A 17647-nucleotide genomic window follows, 5' to 3' on the forward strand; every position below is an offset into this window, starting at 1 on the left:
GGCGCATCATACGCCGCCGATTGCGCGATTGTGAATGCCAGGTGACGAACGACGCCGCTCGAAAAACTCCCGTAACAGCCGCGCACACTCTTCGGACATTACCCCTGGCACCACAATCATCGTGTGGTTCAGCAGGGGATGATTCAGGACGTCCAGCACCGACCCGGCCGCGCCAGCCTTAGGGTCGTGTGCGCCATAGATAAGCTGATCCACGCGCGCATGGATCAAGGCCCCCGCGCACATGGCGCATGGCTCAAGGGTGGCTGCCACTGTGCATCCGTTTAACCGATAGTTGCCGAGGACTGCTGCCGCTGCGCGTAGCGCAACGACCTCGGCATGAGCGGTGGGATCGTTGTCCCGCAGCACTCGATTCTGACCGCGTGCGATGATCGCGCCCTCATGCAGCACAACGGCGCCGATGGGCACCTCACCCGCAGCCTCTGCTGCACGGGCCTCACCGAGCGCAGCTGCCATCGCGTCCGTTGAGGAGAGCGCCATCACTCTGCAGCCGGCTGCTGCTGCGTCATGCAGTGCAGTGCACCCAGACCCCAGATGAAGTCGAGGCAGTGGATGCCGACCACGCGCCGGTGCGGAAACAGCTCCGCCAGCGTGTTCAGCGCATGCCGGTCGTTCGCGTCATTGAAGGTTGGCACCAGCACCAGCTCGTTCGCGATGTAGAAGTTGGCGTAGCTCGCCGGCAGCCGTTGCCCTTCGAAGACAACAGGTGAGGGAAGTGGCAGCTCGACGATGCGGAATGGCTCGCCATGGCGTGTGCGCGCAATGCGCAGCCGATCCAAATTTTCGAGCAGCGGCAGGTGATTCTCATCCGCCGGATTCGACTCAACCACGGTGACGATTGTGTTGTGATCGACGAAGCGCGTGATGTCGTCCACGTGCCCGTGCGTGTCATCGCCGGCAATCCCGCGGTTCAGCCACAGCACCTGATCGATGCCGAGATAGGCGTGGAAGGCCTGCTCCAGCTGCTCGCGGCTGACACCGGGGTTTCGCTGCTGCACCGGGCTGAGCAGGCACTCTTCCGTGGTCAGCAACACACCATCGCCATTTGTGTCGATGCTGCCGCCCTCGAGCACCAGCCGGTGCTCGGTGCCGTCTGCGAGTTGCACCACGGGTTGGAACGCGGGCAGCTTCAGCAGCTCCGCGGCGCGATCTGGGAGAGCATTGTCCAGCTCCCAGTCCGGATACTTCGCCCACGCGTTGAATTTCCAGTCCGTGATGGCGACGCCTCCGCGCTTGCGCACGAAGATCGGCCCGGAGTCGCGCGTCCACACCCGGTTGGTGGGCCACTGCTGAAAGTGAACGGTCGTGGTGCTCACACCAGCACGTTTGAGAACACTACGAGCGCGCCTCTCTGCGTCTGCACTCTGGACCAGGATGCGGACCTCTTCGACTGCCGCGAGCTGGCGCACAATCTCTGCATACACCCATGGGATGGGCTGAAAACGTCCCGGCCAGTCGCTGGCATTGTGCGGCCAGGCCATCCACGTTGCGGTGTGCCGCTCCCACTCGGCGGGCATCCGATAGCCCAGTGCGTGCGGCGTCACCTTTGAATCTGCAACTGTAGTGGTCACTTTTCGACCTGCGGCAGATCGATAAAGCGGTGGACGATCGAGCCGTAAGCATCGATGCGGCGATCACGCAGGAATGGCCAGTGGCGGCGCTGGTGTTCGAGCGCCACGGGGTCGACCTCTGCGATCAGGATGTCTTCGCGGTCATGCGGCGCCTGCGCGATCACGCGCCCGAACGGATCGGCGATGAACGACCCGCCCCAGAACTCGAGCCCCGGACCCTCCACGCGATTGCCGCGGATGTCCCCATTCTCCCAGCCCACGCGGTTGGGAGCCGCCACGTACACACCGTTTGCGATCGCGTGCGCACGCTGGATCGTCTGCCAGGCGTCGTATTGTGACGCGCCGAACTCTTCCTTCTCGGACGGGTGCCATCCGATGGCTGTCGGGTAGAAAAGGACATTCGCGCCTTGCAACGCGGTGATGCGCGCGCCCTCCGGGTACCACTGGTCCCAGCACACCAGCGTGCCCACACGACCAACGGACGTATCCTGCGCGCGGAACCCGAGGTCGCCCGGCGTGAAGTAGAACTTCTCGTAGTAGAGCGGGTCGTCGGGGATGTGCATCTTGCGATAGAGCCCGGCGATCGAGCCGTCTGTCTCGAGCGTCACGGCGGTGTTGTGGTAGAGCCCCGCCGCGCGCCGCTCGAACACCGAGGCGATCACCACGACGCGCTCCTCGCGCGCAACCGCGCTCAGCCGCTCCGTGCTTGGCCCCGGAATCGGCTCTGCCAGGTCGAACAATGCTGTGTCCTCGCGCTGGCAGAAGTACTGCGCGCGAAATAGCTCGGGCAGGCAGATGAGTCGTGCACCTGCGCGTGCGGCCTCGCGCACGCGGTCGGCCGCCTTATCCAGATTCGCATCCGGGTCTGGCGAGCAGGACATCTGCACCAACCCAATTCTGTACTTCAATGCCGTGGGCATTGTGGACACCTCACCTTTCCATGTTGCACGCAAGCAGAAGGCGCGAGCCGCTGGCCCGCGCCTTCCTGTGTCTGCCGTGCTCGGGCTATTCGAAGATCAGGATTGCGGCCGCAATCGTGGTCGTCCACAGCCCGCGCTTGTCGCCGATCGCGGACTGCGTCACATTCGCCGTACGCACGATCTTGTTCGAGATGCGGTAGATCTCCTTCTTTTCGTCCCAGCTCTTGTCCGGATCGAACTCCACGTCAAGGGTGGTGGCCAGCATCTCGGCCGCCAGCTCCTCGGCGTACTCGCCGGCCTGCTCTTCGGTCTCGCCGAAGCTGTGATGCTCGCTCAGGTAACCGTAAGTGTTACGGTCGCTTGGGATCGCCACGCCGATGCTCGAGGCCACGAGCCTGTGCGGCTCGCGGGTTGAGTTCTCGGCCACCACGGCGAACACGACCTCGCCTGGCGACAGGTACTCAACACCCTCTTTGCGCGTGATCAGCTTGGCGTTGGGTGGGAAGATGGACGAGACGCGAACCAGGTTCTGCGCGGCGATGCCGGCATCACGCAGGGCCAACTCGAACGAGGTCAGTCGCTCCTTGTGCCTGCCCGCACCCTTGGTGAAAAAAAGGCGCTTCGGCACCATGCTCTTGGGCAATGTGTGTTCCTCCGGGTCGGGTTGCGGCTGAGCCGTTTTCCCATCGAAAAGTATGACAGCAGCGGCGTCAGCCGAACCGACTGGTCCTCTGAATTTATGCTGTTTTCACAGAATACGATAGAAATGTTGGTGGTGCGCGCCGCGGGGTGCGTGCCCGTCGTGCGCGTCGCTCGCGCCGAGAAAGGCCCGGCTGTGACGGATGACGCGCTCGATCACCTGCGGGTGCTCTATTGCTCCAATCTCGACCCGGACTACTACGGCGAGTATCGCCTACGCGCGCTCAAGCGCCTTCCGCTGGAGCATGTCGCGACGCTTGATGCTGGAGCGTTTGCTGGCAGAGGACTCGCGGCGAAGCTGCAGTTCCGGCTGCAGGCTGGCCCGGGTGTGCAGCGGCTGAATCACGCTATTCTCGAAGCGGCCCAGCGCGAGCGCGCGAACGTTCTGCTGGCTGACAAGGTGCTCGGGCTGTGGCCTGCCACGCTGCGGCAACTGAATCGGCGCGGAGTCGTCAGCATCGACTACATGAATGACAACCCGTTCGGGCCGCGCCACGATCCAGGCTGGCGCATGTTCCGCCGGGCGATTCCACGTTACGATCTGCACGCCGTGCCCCGACAATCGAGCGTGGCTGACTTCCTCCAGCATGGCGCGCGTGAGGCGGTCGAGATCCGCTTCACCTACGAGCCCTCTGTTCACTTCGCGCCGCCCGTGACCTGGAGCGACCGCGACCGCGACCGGAACGCCTCGTTCATCGGCACTCCGTATGACGAGCGCGGCCCCTTCCTCGCGCGGCTCTGGCGGGCCGGCATCCCGCTCGACATCTCCGGCTCGCGGCCGCACTGGGAGGCAGCGCTCCCCGAGGATGCATTTGCAGCGAACTTCCGCATGGGCGAGTTGAAGGGCGCAGCGTATCGTGACGCTATCTGGCGATCGCGGATCAACCTGGCCTTTGTCACGCATAGCAATTGTGACCAGGTGGCGCACAAATCTTTTGAGATCACAGCCTGCGGAGGATTTCTGCTCGCGGAGCGCACTCCCGAGCATCAGGCGTGCTTCGAGGAGGATGTCGAAGCCGTCTTCTTCTCCGGTTGGGACGAGTGCCGCGCCAAGATCGAGCGTTATCTGTACGATGAGCCGGCGCGCGCGGCCATCGCTCACGCCGGCCATCAACGGGCACTTCACTCTGGCTACGACAATGACACCATGCTGCGTCGCCTGCTCACGCGCGCTGCAGAGATTCGCGCTTCGCGCGTCCCCTGAGCTGTGCTGCGTCCTGAGTTGCGCGCCTAGACGGCCACGCGCGTCTTCGGCTTGCGCGTCAGCAGGTAGAGCATGCCGGCGAGCCCGAACACCGAGCCCATCGCCGCCAGTCCCAGCACGCGCAGAACGGAGACGGTGTAGCGCCCCTCGCCCGGCGAGTAGTTGCAGCAGTAGAGCAGGATCAGGTCCGTCGGCGTGCCGATGCGGTGTGTGCTTGCCTCGAGCAAGGCCAGCCGGAGATCACGCGGCTGATACGTAACCCCGGTCAGATACTTGGAAAGCCGGCCATCAGGGGTCGCGATCATGATCACGCTGGAGTGCGCAAACTGCGTCATCTTGCCGTCCGGGCCGGGCACCTGCACGTAGTGGAAGCCGACCGCGTTCGCCAGCGTCGTAATCGCGGCCTGTTCACCGGTGAGGAAATGCACACTGCTGGCCGGCGCATTGCCACCGAGCTGCGCCAGAAACTTCGCCTTCGACTGCGCTGCATCGGCCGGCGTGTCTGTCGGGTCGATGCTCGCCACGACGACGTCGTAGTCGCGTCCCGGAGCGTAGCCGGTCTGGGTCAGCGCTTCGCCCATGCCATGCAGCACCTGCGGGCACAGCATGGCGCATTTGAAATACACCAGTGCAAGCGCCACGGGTCGATGCGCAAAGACACTGCGCAGCGGCTCGACCGTGCCGGTGCTGTCGCGAAACGTGAGCTCGAGGGGTATCTGGCTGCCCAGCCGCTGGTCGATGCCGGCGTTCTTCAGGTAGGCAGGAGTCGACTGCGCCGACACGCCCACCGGCTTCTCCGCCGAGTACTGCGCCCCTGCAGAGGGAGCGAGCAGTGCACCAGCCAGCAGAGCAGACAAGACCACGGAACCGAAGCGCGGGAGGCGAAGTTGCATCACCCTCTAGGGTAAACCCTCTGGCTCCGCGCTGCGCCCCGCCTCCGTGGCAGCTCGCACGGCGTGAAACTCACCCGCGCAGCGGACGAAAGAAGCTGCGGATATCTTCGGCCAGCAGTTGCGGCTGCTCTGCCGCGGCGAAGTGCCCACCGCGCGGCATCGCTGTCCAGCGCTGCACGTTGTACCCGCGGTCCACCCACTCCCGCGGCGGCCACAGGATCTCGCGCGGAAACACCGCAAACCCGCATGGCGGCTGCACTCGTTCGCCCTCTGCAAGCTGCAGTGGCGCACGCCGGTTCTCGTAGTACATGCGGAAAGAAGAGCCTGCGCTCTGGGTCATCCAGTACAGCGTCACCTGGGTGAGCAGTTCATCGCGATCGAAGGCTCCGTACAGATCGCCGCCACTGTCCGACCACTCCCGATACTTCTCAAGCAGCCACGCCGCCAGTCCGGCCGGCGAGTCGTTGACGCCATAAGCCAGGGTTTGCGGACGTGTGCCTTGGATGTGTGCGTATGCGCCGTTCTCGTCGCGCCAGCGCGCACCGGCGTCGAGAAACGCCTGCTCTGCACTGCTGAGTGCCGCGCCGGGTGCGAGCCACGGACGATAGGACCCGGGCACATAGTTCAGGTGAATGCCCACGACATGCTCACGATGTCGCAGCCCCAACGCGGTGCTGACCATCGAGCCGATGTCGCCACCCTGCGCGCCGAAACGTTCGTAGCCGAGGGCACGCATCAGCTCGACCCAGATGCCCGCGACACGATACCCATTCATCCCCGGCCGGCTGGGCTTGTCTGAATAGCCGAAGCCCGGCAGCGACGGCACCACCACATCGAACGCATCTTTTGCATCGCCACCGTGCGCGGCGGGGTCGGTAAGCGGCGGAAGAATCTGCAGCATCTCAAGAAAGGAGCCTGGCCAACCATGCGTCAGGATCAACGGCAGCGGTGCCGGACCCTTGCCGCGGGCATGCATGAAATGAATCGCAAGCTCGTCTGCCTGGAAGCGAAAGTGCGGAAAGGCCGATGCATGCGCCAGCCGCGCCTGCCAGTCGAAACCGTCCTGCCAGTAGGCGCAGAGCTCGCGCAACGTCTCGCGCGGGAAGCCCTGGCTCCAGCCCGCATCCGCAATCTCATCCGGCCATCGTGTGCGGCTGAGGCGATGCCGCAGATCATCGACATCGGTTTGCGAATACGGCAGCGAGAAGGGAACGACGCGCGGATCTGTACTCATCGCACCAGCCTACTCATCCGTCATGAGACGTGCACGACATGACGTGCACGGACGGGACGTGCACTCGCGAGCGTCATCACTCTGCGCGCAGAGCCCGCACCGGGTTGATCGACGCCGCGCGCTGTGCGGGCACAATGCTCGCCACCAGCGCGCACACGCTCAGTGCGAGGATGGCGCTGCCGAGCACAAGCGGGTCCCAGCTTTTCACCTGGTAGAGCTTGGCCGCGATCAGCCGTGATGTCAGCAGTGAGACAGGAATGCCGATAGCCAGCCCGGCGAGTACTTGCGTGAATGCACCGCGCAGCACCAGCCGGATTACGTTCTGCCGATTTGCGCCCAGTGCCATCCGCACACCGATCTCGCTGGTGCGCCGCTCGACCGTGTACGCCGTGACGCCGTACAGCCCGACCGCGGCCAGCACCAGTGCGAGCACGCCGAACAGGCCCGTCATGCGCGCCACCGCTCGCTGCTGGTCGAAGTTCTGATCCACCTGCTCCTGCAGGGTCTGCATGTCCAGCAGCGTCAGATTTGGATCGACATCGCTGAATGCGCGGCGTACCGCTGCCTCGAGTCCCTCCGTGCTGCCGTGCGTTTCAAGCACCGCGCCCTCAATGTAGTGCGTGCTTGTCTCGATCGATTGCATGATGTCGACGTCGTACTTGATGCGCTGGGTCAGCGGGACGTAAAAGATGGGGCGCGGCTCTTCGGTGTTTGCCAGGTCCATGTACTTGGCGCGCCGCACCACACCCACAATCTCGTAGGTGCTGTTGTACTGCGGCACATCCAGCCCGAAGTGCGCGCCGATCGGGTCCTCGCCTGGCTTGAAGAAGCGTTGTACAAAGTTCTCATCCACCACCGCCACGGGACGCGTTGTTGCCGTGTCCTGATCGGTCAGCGAGCGGCCACGCACGATCTGTTGCCCCATCGTCTCGAGATACCCCGGCCACACGTGATCCCACGATGAGCCGGCCTTCTCGTTCATGCCTGGGACGCCATGTCCCTGCCGGATCACCATCTCGCCCCAGTTGTCCTGCGTCGGCGTGTACTGCGCAAGCGACGCGCGCACCACACCCGGTAGGTGATTGAGCCGCTCCTCCAGCTCGCGATTCATCGTGTCAACCTGCGCTGGTGTGTACGACGCGAATGGGGCCGTCAGACTGATGGTCGTGCGATTGTCTGTCCGGTAGCCGAAGTCCTGGTGCTGCAGCTTTTCAAGGCTGTGCGTCAGCAGGCCGGCCCCGGCCAGCAGCACCACAGAGAGCGCCGCCTGCAGGATGATCAGCACCTTCTGCGAAAGCGATGCGCGATCTCCGGCGCTGCGATTTGCTCCGCGCAGCGCCTCTGCCGGATGCGCATGCGAGGCCAGCCACGCGGGAGCGGTGCCGAAGAGCAGCCCAGTCACCAGAGAGAGCGCGAACGCAAAGCCCAGCACCGGCAGCGAAGGCGTGGCCGCGATCGGCACATAATGCGCACCGCGGAACGCGAGCGCGACCACGGCCTTGACGCCGGCGTATGCGAACAGCAGGCCGGCAATTCCCCCGAACACAGACAGCACGACACTCTCGGTCAGCGCCTGGCGAATGAGCCGCTTTCGTGACGCGCCCAGCGCCAGTCGAACCGCCGTTGGCGTACGCCGCGATGCGCCGCGTGCCAGCAGCAGATTCGCGATGTTTGCGCAGGCGATCAGCAACACCAGACAGCACACGGCCAGCAGGATCCGCAGGCTGTCCGCGTACTCCGACTTCATCACCATCACGCCGCTGCCCGCCGGCACGACGTGAACGACCTGCTTCGGCAGCGTGGCCTTGATGCCGCTCATCCACGCTGCCGGCATGCCGCTCTCGTCCACGAGCCACGCGCGCAGCAGGCTGGTCATACGTGCGGGTAGCGTTGCCGTGGTCGCCCCCGGCTTCAATCGGCCGATCACGCGCAGCCACGCCTGGAAATGGGGCAGCAGGGAATTGCTGCCGCGCAGCGTCGGCTCCTGCTGAATGGGCAGCCAGACGTCTGGCGGATCGCTGCGGAGCGTCTCGCCGAAGTAGCCGGGCGGCGTGATGCCGACAATGGTGAACGGATGTCCGTCGAGTACCAGCGTGGACCCTAGAATGTTGCGATCGGCGCCGTACTTCTGCTGCCATGTGCGATGGGTCAGCATCGCGGCGGGTGGTGCGCCCCGCTTGTCGTCGCTTGGCGTGATCGTGCGGCCGGCGAAGGCGCTGAGTCCAAATGTCGAAAAGTAGTTCCCGGAGATAAACTCGGCGCGGAGCGGCTTCGCGATGCGGTCGGAGTCGCCGCGCCGCACACTCACCATTTTGCCGCCCGCCTGGAACGCAGCCAACTCGCTGAACTCTGGCGTGGCCGCCTTCATCCGCAGATAGAACGGGTACGAGAACATGCCCCAGTTCTCCTGCGGGCCGCCCTCGACACAGCAGTCGCTGCCTTCGCCGATGCGATAGAGGCTCGCCGGATCGACGACGGGCAGGGACTTCAACATCACCGTGTGGATCAGCGAGAAGATCGCTGTGGTCGCGCCGATGCCGAGCGCCAGCGTCAACATGGCGGTCAGCGTAAACATCGGCGACTGGCGCATCTGGCGCAGCGCGTAAGAGACATCCTGCCGCAACGTTTCCATGGAGGCGAGCCCCTCTCGAGTGGTCTCGCCTGGTAGTACGCAGGATGATGTGCGGCTGTTCCGCGGAAAAGATGCAGCGAACTATTGGAGTGGCAGCGGAGCCAGCTTCACGGTGCGACCGCTGTGCGCCGATGTGCGCGCCGCGTCCAGGATCTGCACGACGACCATGTTCGTATCGAGCGCCGTAAGATCGCCCTTCGGTTGCAGCTTGTTGTTCAGCACCGCGGCCAGGTAGTGCAGGGAATCATCCTCGGGCGCGGGGAGCGGCGTTGCTGCGCGCTCTTCGGCCGCAGCCTGCCCGGCCAGCCGCTCGCGCACCCGATCGGTCTTCACCGTCATCAGGGAACCGGTCGCGCCGTACACCTCCATGTCCTTCCGGTCGAACGGCCAGTTCCATGAAGCCTGGATGATCACCTGCGCATGCGGGTAGGTCAGGATGATCGTGCCCTCGTCGTCCACCTTCGGGTAGACCTCGGGCTTCAACTGCTGTGCCACTGCCGTGACCGTCGTCGGCGTCTCGCCGTGCATCAGCCATGTCGCCAGGTCCGCGCCATAGCAGCCGAAGTCGAACAGCGCGCCCGCGCCGTTCTTCGCCGGATCGGTCAGCCACTTCAGAAACTCCGGCTGCACGCCGATCTCCTGCGGCCCCTTGTGCCCGTCGTGCACCACCAGCTTGCGCAGCGGCCCCAGCTTTCCGGCTTCGAGCTCGTCATGCGCCGCGCGGTTCGAGGCGTACCAGGTCGTCTCGAAATTCACCAGCACCGGCACCTTCTGCTCACGCGCGATCTTGCGGATCGCCAGCGCATCCTCAACCGTCGTGGCCAGCGGCTTCTCCACCATGGATGCGACGTGATGCCGCGCTGCCTCCTCGATGGCGGCGCGATGATCCGCGATCGACGTGTAGACCAGCACCGCCTGCGGATGCGTCGCGTCGAGCATCGCCGCCTCGGTCGGGAAGAACAGCTTGGGATCGAGGTGGTACTGCGCCGCGTACTTCTGGCGCAGCGAGGCATCCGGATCCGAGATGCCGACCAGCTGCACGTCTCTGTGGCTCGGCAGGTGATCGAGCAGCCCGGACACGTGGCCATGCACCAGGCCGACGATCGCGACGCGTACCGAGGCAGACGATTGCGCAGACGCACCTGGAGCGAACGTTCCCAGGGCACAGAGCAGGAGAGAGACAAGGACACGGGGCTTCAGCACGCCCACCACTCTAGCAATACTTTGGTCTGAGGAATGTAGCATGATTACGAATCGTATATACGCCTAAGTCAAGGACCGAAGAAACCCTTCGCAAGGAGCTCTTCGACTGCGTCTCGTATCGCCACCTCCGTGAGCAGCGGGAGTACGATGAGGTTTTGCTCCGCGAAGAATCTCCTACCAGATGCGAAATGTTCCTTCAGTTCTTGGGCTAAGCGAACGGAATCCCAGAAGCTGAGGGGCTTGAGCGTTCCGTCGTCCAACCGCAACTGGGCTTGCTCATACCAGCCCTTATTCTGGATTTCGAAAGCGGTGGCGTCATCCCACTCTAATCCGATCAGGTTTGGCATCGGTCCTCCTATTGGAATCTACATCGCGCGCCGCGGCCCGGCTGCGTTGCCACAGGCGGAATCCGGATGGTAGCGTGGACGGTTGTCAGGCACTTATCAACGGACTTCCATCCACGGAGCACCCGGACTTCATGCAGACCACTTATAACGGCGTCGCCCTGCCCCAGGGCGGCCAGCCGATCGAGTATGTCAACGGCGCGTACCAGGTTCCCGATCACCCCATCGTTCCTTACATCGAAGGTGATGGCACCGGACGCGATATCTGGCGCGCCTCGCAGCGCGTCTTCGATGCAGCGGTGGAGAAGGCCTATGGCGGCAAGCGCAGCATCGCCTGGTATGAGATCTACGCCGGCGAAAAAGCCTACCGGCAGTTCCAGAACTGGCTGCCCGACGACAGCGTGAACGCCGCGCGCGATCTGCGCGTGTCCATCAAGGGGCCGCTCACCACGCCTGTCGGCGGCGGCATCCGCTCGCTTAACGTTACGCTGCGCCAGGTGCTCGATCTGTACGCGTGCATCCGGCCCGTGAAGTACTACAGCGGCGTGCCCAGCCCGGTAAAGCATCCGGAGAAGCTCGACGTGGTGATCTTCCGCGAGAACACGGAAGACGTGTACAGCGGCATCGAGTTCCGCCAGGGAACCCCCGAGGCGAAGAAGCTGATCGACTTCCTGAACAATGACATGGGCGGCAAGAAGAAGGTGCGCGCCGACTCGGGCGTCGGCATCAAGCCCATCTCCATATTCGGCACCAAGCGCCTGGTGCGCGCCGCGATCCAGTACGCGATCGACAATAAGCGCAGGACGGTCACGCTGGTCCACAAGGGCAACATTCAGAAGTTCACAGAAGGCGCGTTCCGCGAATGGGGCTATGAGGTCGCGACGCAGGAGTTTCGCAACGACACCGTCACCGAGCGCGAGAGCTGGATCCTCGGCAACCTCGAAACCAATCCCGGCCTCACCATCGAGCAGAACGCCGCATTGATCGAGCCCGGCCTCGAGTTCGGCTCCGATCAGTTCCGCCAGGAGCTCTACCAGGAGATTCGCTCCACGCTCGACGCCATCGGCAGCACGCACGGCAGCGGCAAGTGGCGCGAGAAGATCCTCATTAACGATCGTATCGCGGACTCGATCTTCCAGCAGATCATCATCCGGCCCGAGGACTACAGCGTGCTCGCCACCTCGAACCTGAATGGCGACTACATCTCCGACGCTGCCGCAGCGCAGGTCGGGGGACTCGGCATCGCGCCTGGCGCGAACGTCGGGGCCGGCTATGCCGTCTTCGAAGCCACCCACGGTACCGCGCCTAAGTACGCCGACAAGGACGTAATCAATCCCGGATCGGTCATGCTCTCGGGTGTCATGCTGCTCGACTTCCTCGGCTGGAGCGAAGCCGCCCGCCTGGTCGAGTCGTCCATGGAGAAGACCATCCAGCAGAAGTACGTCACCTACGACTTCGAGCGCCAGATGCAGGGTGCCACCAAGGTGAAGACCAGCGAGTTCGCCACGCGAATGATCGCTAACATGTAACCGCACAAGACACATAGGAGAGACATGCGCAAGAAAGTCACTATCGTGGGCGCCGGCAACGTCGGCGCTACCGCTGCACACTGGATCGCTGCCAAGGAACTGGCCGATGTCGTGCTGATCGACGTCGCCGAAGGCATTCCCCAGGGCAAGGCGCTCGACCTGCTCGAGGCCATGCCGATTGAGAAGCGTGACGTGAACGTGATCGGCGCGAACGACTACGCCGAAGCCGCGAACTCCGACATCGTCGTCATCACTGCCGGCATTCCGCGCAAGCCGGGCATGAGCCGCGATGACCTGCTGCAGACCAATTACAAGATCATGTCCGACGTGGTGAACAAGATCACCGCGGTCGCGCCGAACTCCATCCTGATCATCGTCTCGAACCCCCTCGATGCCATGGCGCAGGCGGCGTTCAAGCAGTCGAAGTTCAACCGCGAGCGCGTCATCGGCATGGCCGGCGTGCTTGATTCAGCACGCTACCGCACCTTCATCGCGGAAGAGCTGAAGGTCTCGGTCGAGAACGTCACAGCCTTTGTGCTTGGTGGCCACGGCGACACCATGGTCCCGCTGCCGCGCTACTCCACCGTAGCCGGCATTCCGATTGCAGAGTTGATGAGCCAGCCCGTCATCGATCGCATCGTCCAGCGCACGCGCGATGGTGGTGCGGAGATCGTCAAGCACCTGAAGACCGGCTCCGCTTACTATGCGCCCTCTGCCGCTGCGGTCGAGATGGTCGAGGCGATCCTCAAGGACAAGAAGAAGATACTGCCCTGCGCGGCGTATCTCGAAGGCGAGTACGGCATCAAGGGCTACTACATTGGCGTCCCCTGCAAGCTTGGCGAGCGTGGCCTCGAGCAGATCATCGAGATCAAGCTCACACCCGAAGAGCAGGCCGCCCTGCAGAAGAGCGCTGACTCGGTCAAGGAGCTCTGCGCCGTCATTGGCGTCTAGTCGGCACCCTCGCGAAGCGAGGAGTCGTACCGCGCGAAACAGTAAGGGCGAGGCCATTGGCCTCGCCCTCCTCTTTGCAGCCGAAATCAAGCGCTTACGACACGCGCTCGATCGTTACACTCTCGAGCACCACGGGCGTCTTCGGCTTGTCCTGCGCGCCGCGCGGCAGCCGGCTGATCTTCTCAGCAATGTCCTGGCCCTCCACCACTTCGCCGAAGATGGTGTGCTTTCCTGTCAGCCACTCCGTGTTGGCCGTCGTGATGAAGAACTGCGAGCCGTTCGTATTTGGCCCGGCGTTCGCCATGGCCAGCTTGCCTGCCTTGTCGAAGCGATGCTGCGAGCCCTTGGTCTCATCTTCGAAGCGGTAGCCCGGGCCGCCCATGCCGGTGCCCGCGGGGTCGCCGCCCTGGATCATGAAGTCGGGAATGATGCGGTGGAAGACAGTGCCGTCGTACAGCTTCTTGGTCGACTTCTGCCGTGTGTTCGGGTCACTCCACTCGCGCTTGCCTTCGGCCAGCTCGATGAAGTTCGTCACCGTCTTTGGCGCTTCCTGTTCAAACAGACGGCACACAATCGTGCCCTCGCTGGTATTCAGTACGGCATACGTGCCTGGGTTTCTTGCCATTCGTGTCTCCTGCTTTCTTTGTTGACTCTTCGCGTCTTGGTAGGGGTAGCGCGGCACAATGCCGCACTGCAAGAATCTAGTGTGGCCGCGCCTCGAGCGCTGGCGCTGGCGCGGGAGCGGCGGCCTCTGCTGGCTTAGGCGGCAGAGGCTGCCCGGCCGGCACAATGCTCACCTTCTTCAGCACCACTGGCGTCAGCGGCTTGTCCCGCGGATCGCGCTCCACGCGCGTGATGGACTTCACCACCAGCACCGATGATGGATCGCATTGCCCGAACACGGTGTAATTTCCATTGAGCGTCGGATACGGCTCCTCGGTGATGAAGAACTGCGAGCCGTCCGTGTTCGGCCCGGAGTTGGCCATTGCCAACCGCCCCGGCAGGTTGAACATCAGCGACGGATTGATCTCGTCCGGTATGTAGTAGCCCGGGTCACCCATGCCGTTGCCCAGCAGATCGCCCCCCTGCGCCATGAATCCAGGGATCACGCGATGAAAGATCGTGCCGTCGTAAAACGGCTTGCCGTGCACCTTCTCGTGCGTGGTCGGGTCGCTCCAGTCCTTGGTGCCCTGCGCCAGCCCGATAAAATTCTCGACTGTCTGCGGCGCCTGCTTGTCGAACAGGCGGCACGTGATGCGGCCCATGCTGGTGTCGAACACAGCCATGGGACCGGTCGGCTCCACGGGAGCGGGCACCTGTGCGCCGGGTGAGTCTGGCAGTTCCGCCGAGGGCGGCGGCGGCGTGGTCTGCTGGGCCGAGGCCACGTTGACAGAGAGAGCGAACGCGCAGAGAAGTCGTCGAACAGAATGCATGCACAAATCCAAAATTCAGGGTACTGCATCCGCTCGGAAACGCGCCACCGGGGCCATCGCGTAGTCTTGGTTTGTAAAGCACGAGCTGAGGTGCACACTTAACTCAGCTGCTCCGTGAGCTCGGCGAGAGAGGTTTCCAACGATGGCGAAAATGGTCGTGATCTACAAGACTCCGACAGATCCAGCCGCATTCGATCAGCACTATGCCGCGACGCACATTCCGCTGGCGAAGAAAGTTCCGGGACTGCGCAAGTTCGAGATCAGCCATGGCCCGGTCGGTGGTCCGGCCGGCCCCTCGGGCGTCCACCTGCTTGCCACGCTGCACTTCGACAGCATGTCTGCTCTGCAAGCAGGCCTTGGCAGTCCGGAGGGCCAGGCTGCTGGGGCGGACGCGCAGAACCTCGGGCCACACGAGATATTTCTGTTCGATACGCGAGAGGTCTGATTCTCGCGGGAATGACCCAGTGCCCTGACCCACGCATCTCACTCACGCAGGAGGAAACTCATGGGATTCCTGAAGCGCCGCCTCTTCTTCTTCGCCAGCCGCTACCTGATGCAAAGCCGCTGGGGACGCCGCGTGCTCTGGCTCGTCGCCGTGCGCGCACTGCGCACGCGTGTACGCCAATTCGTCACGGATTTGTCCGGTCTCTACCCGGCGCTGCGGCCGATTCGCGCCTGGGTTTAAATCCGGCCCGCTGCACGCAAAGCTGCAGCCCGCAAGACGGCTGTCAGGCGGGAAAGCGGGCCGCATTGCGAGCCCGCGCCTTGGCAGCCTCTTCCTCGCGGCTGCGCGGAGGAGCCTGCGTCTCGAGCAAGCCGAGCAGCCGCGCAGAGGCAGCCGTCACCTCTTCCACTGCAGCCGCGAACGCCGCTTCGTTGGCCTTCGACGGCTTGCTGAAGCCGCTGATCTTGCGCACATACTGCAGCGACGCCGCGCGAATGTCGTCCGGTGTGACGGGCGGCTCGAAGTTGAACAGCATCTTGATATTGCGACACATCGTTGCACCCCCATGCGCCTACGCGTGCTGGTCGTCTCCGAGCACCCGCGCTGCGATGTCTTCCAGATGAACCGCGGCACAGTCCACGAACGGAAACCTTGCGTGTGACGCGTCGAACGCCGACGCTAGATCAGTCCCGGCCAGAAGAATCGCGTCGACTCTCTCGCGTCCGCACATCGCTTCTGCCAGAGCGCTGAGGCCCGCGTACTGCGCTTCCGTTCCGCCTCCACGCAGCGCCAGGTCGGTGTACGTCTCGTAGATGTAGGTTTCCTCGTCCGTCCTCCAGGGCACGATCTCAATGCCAGGCAGCAATCCGTAGAGCTTCGACTGCATGACAAACTTCGTGCCGAAGACGGCCACTCTGCGGACGCCACGCGCAGCGAGCTTGCGCTGGAGCGGATCAAACAGGTTGAACACGGGAAGCGGTGACCGCGCCTGGAGCTCGTGAATGCAGTAATGCGGCGTGACAGCCGGCAGCACGGCACATGTTGCGCCTGCCGCTTCGAGACGCTGGATGTAGCCGAGCAGATACTCCGTGAGTCCGAGTCGATCTTCGGCCTGCACATACGCCAGTACACGCGGCACGTCTCCGTGCGTCATCACCAAGTCCAGGATCACGCCACGGTCATCGTGCGCCTTCGCGAGCCCCTTGTAGTAGAAGACGGAAGCGGCGACGCCAAAGCCGCCGAGCAAGCCGACACAGCGACCCAGTCTCTTGCGCACTCCAATGATCCTCGCGGCGGTTGATCGCCGCCGCCTACTTATGAAACGGCTGCTGTTCCGTAATCTGAGGCCGACCCCGCTCCTGCGCCTGCAACTGCCGGCTCACCTTCTCCACCTCGCCGAAGACGCGCAGCAGGTTGCCGTTCATGATCTTCGCGCAGTCCGCCTCGCTGTAACCGCGCTGCTTCAGCGCCGCCGTGATCTTCGGCAGGTCCGCCGCGGAATCGATCCCTTCCGGCGCCGATGGAATGCCGTCGAAGTCCGACCCGATGCCGACATGATCGATGCCCGCCACCTTCACCATGTGGTCGATGTGATCGATCAACGCGCTCAGCGGCGGTCGCGGGATTTTCGCAGCGAACGCGTTGTCCATCTTCTCTTCCTGCGCATAGACCCAGGGCTTGCCTTCAGCCTTGGCCTGCTCCCGCGCGGCCTTCTCTGCCGCCTCGCGCTCTGGCGCCTGGGCCTGCCACGCCTTCAGCCAGTCGTTCGAGAGAAAGCCGGAGAAGAAGTTCACCTGCGCCACGCCGCCATTGTTGGCGAGCGCCCGCAGCATCTCGTCCGTCATGTTGCGCGGCGCATTCGTGATCGCCCGTGCCGAGGAGTGCGACGCGATCACCGGCGCACGGCTCAGGATCAGCGTCCGGTAGAACGTCTTGTCTGCCACGTGCGAGATATCGACCATCATGCCCAGCCGGTTCATCTCGTACACCACGTCCTTGCCGAATTCGTTCAGCCCCTCCTGCGTGTGCGGCACCTTCGCATCGTTGATGTCGCCGGACGAATCGGCCCAGTCATTCGAGTTAGACCAGGTCAGCGTCATGTAGCGCACGCCCAGCCGATAGTAGTCGCGCAGGAGCCCCAGCGAATTCTCGATCGAGTGCCCGCCCTCGATCCCCATCAGCGCAGCCAGTTTGTGCTCGCGGTGCGCACGCTCGATGTCAGCCACCGAGTAGGCCATCATCATCTGGTCCGGATGCGCGAGCGCCGCCTGGTGCACAACGTCGATCAGCTCCAGCGTGCGCCGCGCGTAGTGGCCCTGGTAGAACTTCGGCTCCACCCAGATCGAAAAGAACTCTGCGCCCAGGTTGCCCTGCTTCGCCGCGGCAAAGTTCACCATCCCGCCGTTCAGCGGCTGCGTCAGGTCGTACTGCTCGTCCAGCATGCGCTGTGGAGTGTCGGCATGCGTGTCCACAAAGAAGGCGGGACCTGCGGCGGCGTGCGTTCCGGATTGTGTCATCGTGTGTGGTTTCGGGGGCGAGCTCGGGTGCGGCGCGGCGGCTGAGGTTTGTGCC

Annotated in this window: 19 protein-coding genes; 5 read left to right on the top strand and 14 right to left on the bottom strand. The window is 63.8% G+C overall.

Annotated elements, in window-relative coordinates; genetic code table 11:
• Positions 1–6 precede the first annotated feature (6 nt).
• The 4 genes from tadA to AC5IJH_RS04390 form a co-directional block, all read right to left on the bottom strand.
• Positions 7–474 (bottom strand): tRNA adenosine(34) deaminase TadA, encoded by a 468-nt coding sequence (gene tadA, locus AC5IJH_RS04375; RefSeq protein WP_491901581.1) that lies wholly within the window; start codon positions 472–474, stop codon positions 7–9.
• Between the two features lie 23 nt (positions 475–497).
• On the bottom strand, positions 498–1535 hold the full coding sequence (locus AC5IJH_RS04380; protein ID WP_491901613.1) for an agmatine deiminase family protein: 1038 nt from the start codon (positions 1533–1535) through the stop codon (positions 498–500).
• 50 nt (positions 1536–1585) lie between these two features.
• Positions 1586–2509 carry a carbon-nitrogen hydrolase gene (locus AC5IJH_RS04385; protein WP_491901582.1) on the bottom strand — a complete coding sequence of 308 codons (924 nt, stop codon included), beginning with the start codon at positions 2507–2509 and terminating at the stop codon, positions 1586–1588.
• A gap of 85 nt (positions 2510–2594) precedes the next feature.
• Positions 2595–3140 carry a pyruvoyl-dependent arginine decarboxylase gene (locus tag AC5IJH_RS04390; protein ID WP_491901614.1) on the bottom strand — a complete coding sequence of 182 codons (546 nt, stop codon included), beginning with the start codon at positions 3138–3140 and terminating at the stop codon, positions 2595–2597.
• Between the two features lie 135 nt (positions 3141–3275).
• Here AC5IJH_RS04390 and AC5IJH_RS04395 point away from each other — a divergent pair, with 135 nt between their 5' ends.
• A complete protein-coding gene (locus tag AC5IJH_RS04395; protein WP_491901583.1) occupies positions 3276–4412 on the top strand; it encodes a CgeB family protein in 1137 nt (378 codons plus the stop codon).
• Between the two features lie 26 nt (positions 4413–4438).
• Here the strand turns inward: AC5IJH_RS04395 and AC5IJH_RS04400 are convergent, their stop codons facing one another.
• The 5 genes from AC5IJH_RS04400 to AC5IJH_RS04420 form a co-directional block, all read right to left on the bottom strand.
• Positions 4439–5305 (bottom strand): SCO family protein, encoded by an 867-nt coding sequence (locus tag AC5IJH_RS04400; RefSeq protein WP_491901584.1) that lies wholly within the window; start codon positions 5303–5305, stop codon positions 4439–4441.
• 70 nt (positions 5306–5375) lie between these two features.
• Positions 5376–6539, bottom strand: coding sequence for an epoxide hydrolase family protein (locus AC5IJH_RS04405; RefSeq protein WP_491901585.1), 1164 nt, complete (start codon positions 6537–6539; stop codon positions 5376–5378).
• Between the two features lie 76 nt (positions 6540–6615).
• Positions 6616–9171: an ABC transporter permease gene (locus AC5IJH_RS04410; protein WP_491901586.1), complete on the bottom strand. Its 2556-nt coding sequence runs from the start codon at positions 9169–9171 to the stop codon at positions 6616–6618.
• A gap of 81 nt (positions 9172–9252) precedes the next feature.
• On the bottom strand, positions 9253–10374 hold the full coding sequence (locus AC5IJH_RS04415) for a Gfo/Idh/MocA family protein (protein ID WP_491901587.1): 1122 nt from the start codon (positions 10372–10374) through the stop codon (positions 9253–9255).
• A gap of 68 nt (positions 10375–10442) precedes the next feature.
• A complete protein-coding gene (locus AC5IJH_RS04420) occupies positions 10443–10721 on the bottom strand; it encodes a hypothetical protein (protein ID WP_491901588.1) in 279 nt (92 codons plus the stop codon).
• A gap of 131 nt (positions 10722–10852) precedes the next feature.
• On the opposite strand from AC5IJH_RS04420, the gene AC5IJH_RS04425 reads away from it, so the two are divergent.
• On the top strand, positions 10853–12247 hold the full coding sequence (locus AC5IJH_RS04425) for an NADP-dependent isocitrate dehydrogenase (RefSeq protein WP_491901589.1): 1395 nt from the start codon (positions 10853–10855) through the stop codon (positions 12245–12247).
• Positions 12248–12271: 24 nt separating this feature from the next.
• The gene (gene mdh, locus AC5IJH_RS04430; RefSeq protein WP_491901590.1) at positions 12272–13198 is read left to right on the top strand and encodes a malate dehydrogenase; all 927 of its coding nucleotides are present in this window, start codon (positions 12272–12274) and stop codon (positions 13196–13198) included.
• A gap of 94 nt (positions 13199–13292) precedes the next feature.
• On the opposite strand, the gene AC5IJH_RS04435 is transcribed toward mdh, so the two are convergent.
• The gene (locus AC5IJH_RS04435; RefSeq protein WP_491901591.1) at positions 13293–13823 is read right to left on the bottom strand and encodes a peptidylprolyl isomerase; all 531 of its coding nucleotides are present in this window, start codon (positions 13821–13823) and stop codon (positions 13293–13295) included.
• 76 nt (positions 13824–13899) lie between these two features.
• Positions 13900–14583 carry a peptidylprolyl isomerase gene (locus AC5IJH_RS04440; protein WP_491901592.1) on the bottom strand — a complete coding sequence of 228 codons (684 nt, stop codon included), beginning with the start codon at positions 14581–14583 and terminating at the stop codon, positions 13900–13902.
• A 190-nt stretch (positions 14584–14773) separates the two neighbouring features.
• Here AC5IJH_RS04440 and AC5IJH_RS04445 point away from each other — a divergent pair, with 190 nt between their 5' ends.
• Complete coding sequence (locus AC5IJH_RS04445) at positions 14774–15076, top strand: EthD family reductase (protein WP_491901593.1); 303 nt, start codon at positions 14774–14776, stop codon at positions 15074–15076.
• Between the two features lie 60 nt (positions 15077–15136).
• On the top strand, positions 15137–15316 hold the full coding sequence (locus AC5IJH_RS04450) for a hypothetical protein (RefSeq protein ID WP_491901594.1): 180 nt from the start codon (positions 15137–15139) through the stop codon (positions 15314–15316).
• Positions 15317–15359: 43 nt separating this feature from the next.
• Here the strand turns inward: AC5IJH_RS04450 and AC5IJH_RS04455 are convergent, their stop codons facing one another.
• Genes AC5IJH_RS04455 through AC5IJH_RS04465 form a run of 3 tightly spaced genes read right to left on the bottom strand, consistent with a single transcriptional unit; the run spans position 15360 to position 17592 of the window.
• The gene (locus AC5IJH_RS04455; RefSeq protein ID WP_491901595.1) at positions 15360–15629 is read right to left on the bottom strand and encodes a DUF2277 domain-containing protein; all 270 of its coding nucleotides are present in this window, start codon (positions 15627–15629) and stop codon (positions 15360–15362) included.
• A gap of 18 nt (positions 15630–15647) precedes the next feature.
• Positions 15648–16352, bottom strand: coding sequence for an aspartate/glutamate racemase family protein (locus AC5IJH_RS04460; protein ID WP_491901596.1), 705 nt, complete (start codon positions 16350–16352; stop codon positions 15648–15650).
• 34 nt (positions 16353–16386) lie between these two features.
• The gene (locus AC5IJH_RS04465; RefSeq protein WP_491901597.1) at positions 16387–17592 is read right to left on the bottom strand and encodes a dipeptidase; all 1206 of its coding nucleotides are present in this window, start codon (positions 17590–17592) and stop codon (positions 16387–16389) included.
• Positions 17593–17647 lie beyond the last annotated feature (55 nt).

It is taken from the genome of Candidatus Dedyshia acidiphila, from assembly GCF_051025295.1.
In the GTDB taxonomy this organism is placed as follows: domain Bacteria; phylum Acidobacteriota; class Terriglobia; order Terriglobales; family Acidobacteriaceae; genus KBS-83.

Excerpts from the sequence above, each read along its gene's own strand:
- tadA (WP_491901581.1), bottom strand. The coding sequence starts at position 474 with ATGGCAGCTGCGCTCGGTGAGGCCCGTGCAGCAGAGGCTGCGGGTGAG.
- AC5IJH_RS04380 (WP_491901613.1), bottom strand. The coding sequence starts at position 1,535 with ATGCCCGCCGAGTGGGAGCGGCACACCGCAACGTGGATGGCCTGGCCG.
- AC5IJH_RS04385 (WP_491901582.1), bottom strand. The coding sequence starts at position 2,509 with ATGCCCACGGCATTGAAGTACAGAATTGGGTTGGTGCAGATGTCCTGC.
- AC5IJH_RS04390 (WP_491901614.1), bottom strand. The coding sequence starts at position 3,140 with ATGGTGCCGAAGCGCCTTTTTTTCACCAAGGGTGCGGGCAGGCACAAG.
- AC5IJH_RS04395 (WP_491901583.1), top strand. The coding sequence starts at position 3,276 with ATGTTGGTGGTGCGCGCCGCGGGGTGCGTGCCCGTCGTGCGCGTCGCT.
- AC5IJH_RS04400 (WP_491901584.1), bottom strand. The coding sequence starts at position 5,305 with ATGCAACTTCGCCTCCCGCGCTTCGGTTCCGTGGTCTTGTCTGCTCTG.
- AC5IJH_RS04405 (WP_491901585.1), bottom strand. The coding sequence starts at position 6,539 with ATGAGTACAGATCCGCGCGTCGTTCCCTTCTCGCTGCCGTATTCGCAA.
- AC5IJH_RS04410 (WP_491901586.1), bottom strand. The coding sequence starts at position 9,171 with ATGGAAACGTTGCGGCAGGATGTCTCTTACGCGCTGCGCCAGATGCGC.
- AC5IJH_RS04420 (WP_491901588.1), bottom strand. The coding sequence starts at position 10,721 with ATGCCAAACCTGATCGGATTAGAGTGGGATGACGCCACCGCTTTCGAA.
- AC5IJH_RS04425 (WP_491901589.1), top strand. The coding sequence starts at position 10,853 with ATGCAGACCACTTATAACGGCGTCGCCCTGCCCCAGGGCGGCCAGCCG.
- mdh (WP_491901590.1), top strand. The coding sequence starts at position 12,272 with ATGCGCAAGAAAGTCACTATCGTGGGCGCCGGCAACGTCGGCGCTACC.
- AC5IJH_RS04435 (WP_491901591.1), bottom strand. The coding sequence starts at position 13,823 with ATGGCAAGAAACCCAGGCACGTATGCCGTACTGAATACCAGCGAGGGC.
- AC5IJH_RS04445 (WP_491901593.1), top strand. The coding sequence starts at position 14,774 with ATGGCGAAAATGGTCGTGATCTACAAGACTCCGACAGATCCAGCCGCA.
- AC5IJH_RS04450 (WP_491901594.1), top strand. The coding sequence starts at position 15,137 with ATGGGATTCCTGAAGCGCCGCCTCTTCTTCTTCGCCAGCCGCTACCTG.
- AC5IJH_RS04455 (WP_491901595.1), bottom strand. The coding sequence starts at position 15,629 with ATGTGTCGCAATATCAAGATGCTGTTCAACTTCGAGCCGCCCGTCACA.
- AC5IJH_RS04465 (WP_491901597.1), bottom strand. The coding sequence starts at position 17,592 with ATGACACAATCCGGAACGCACGCCGCCGCAGGTCCCGCCTTCTTTGTG.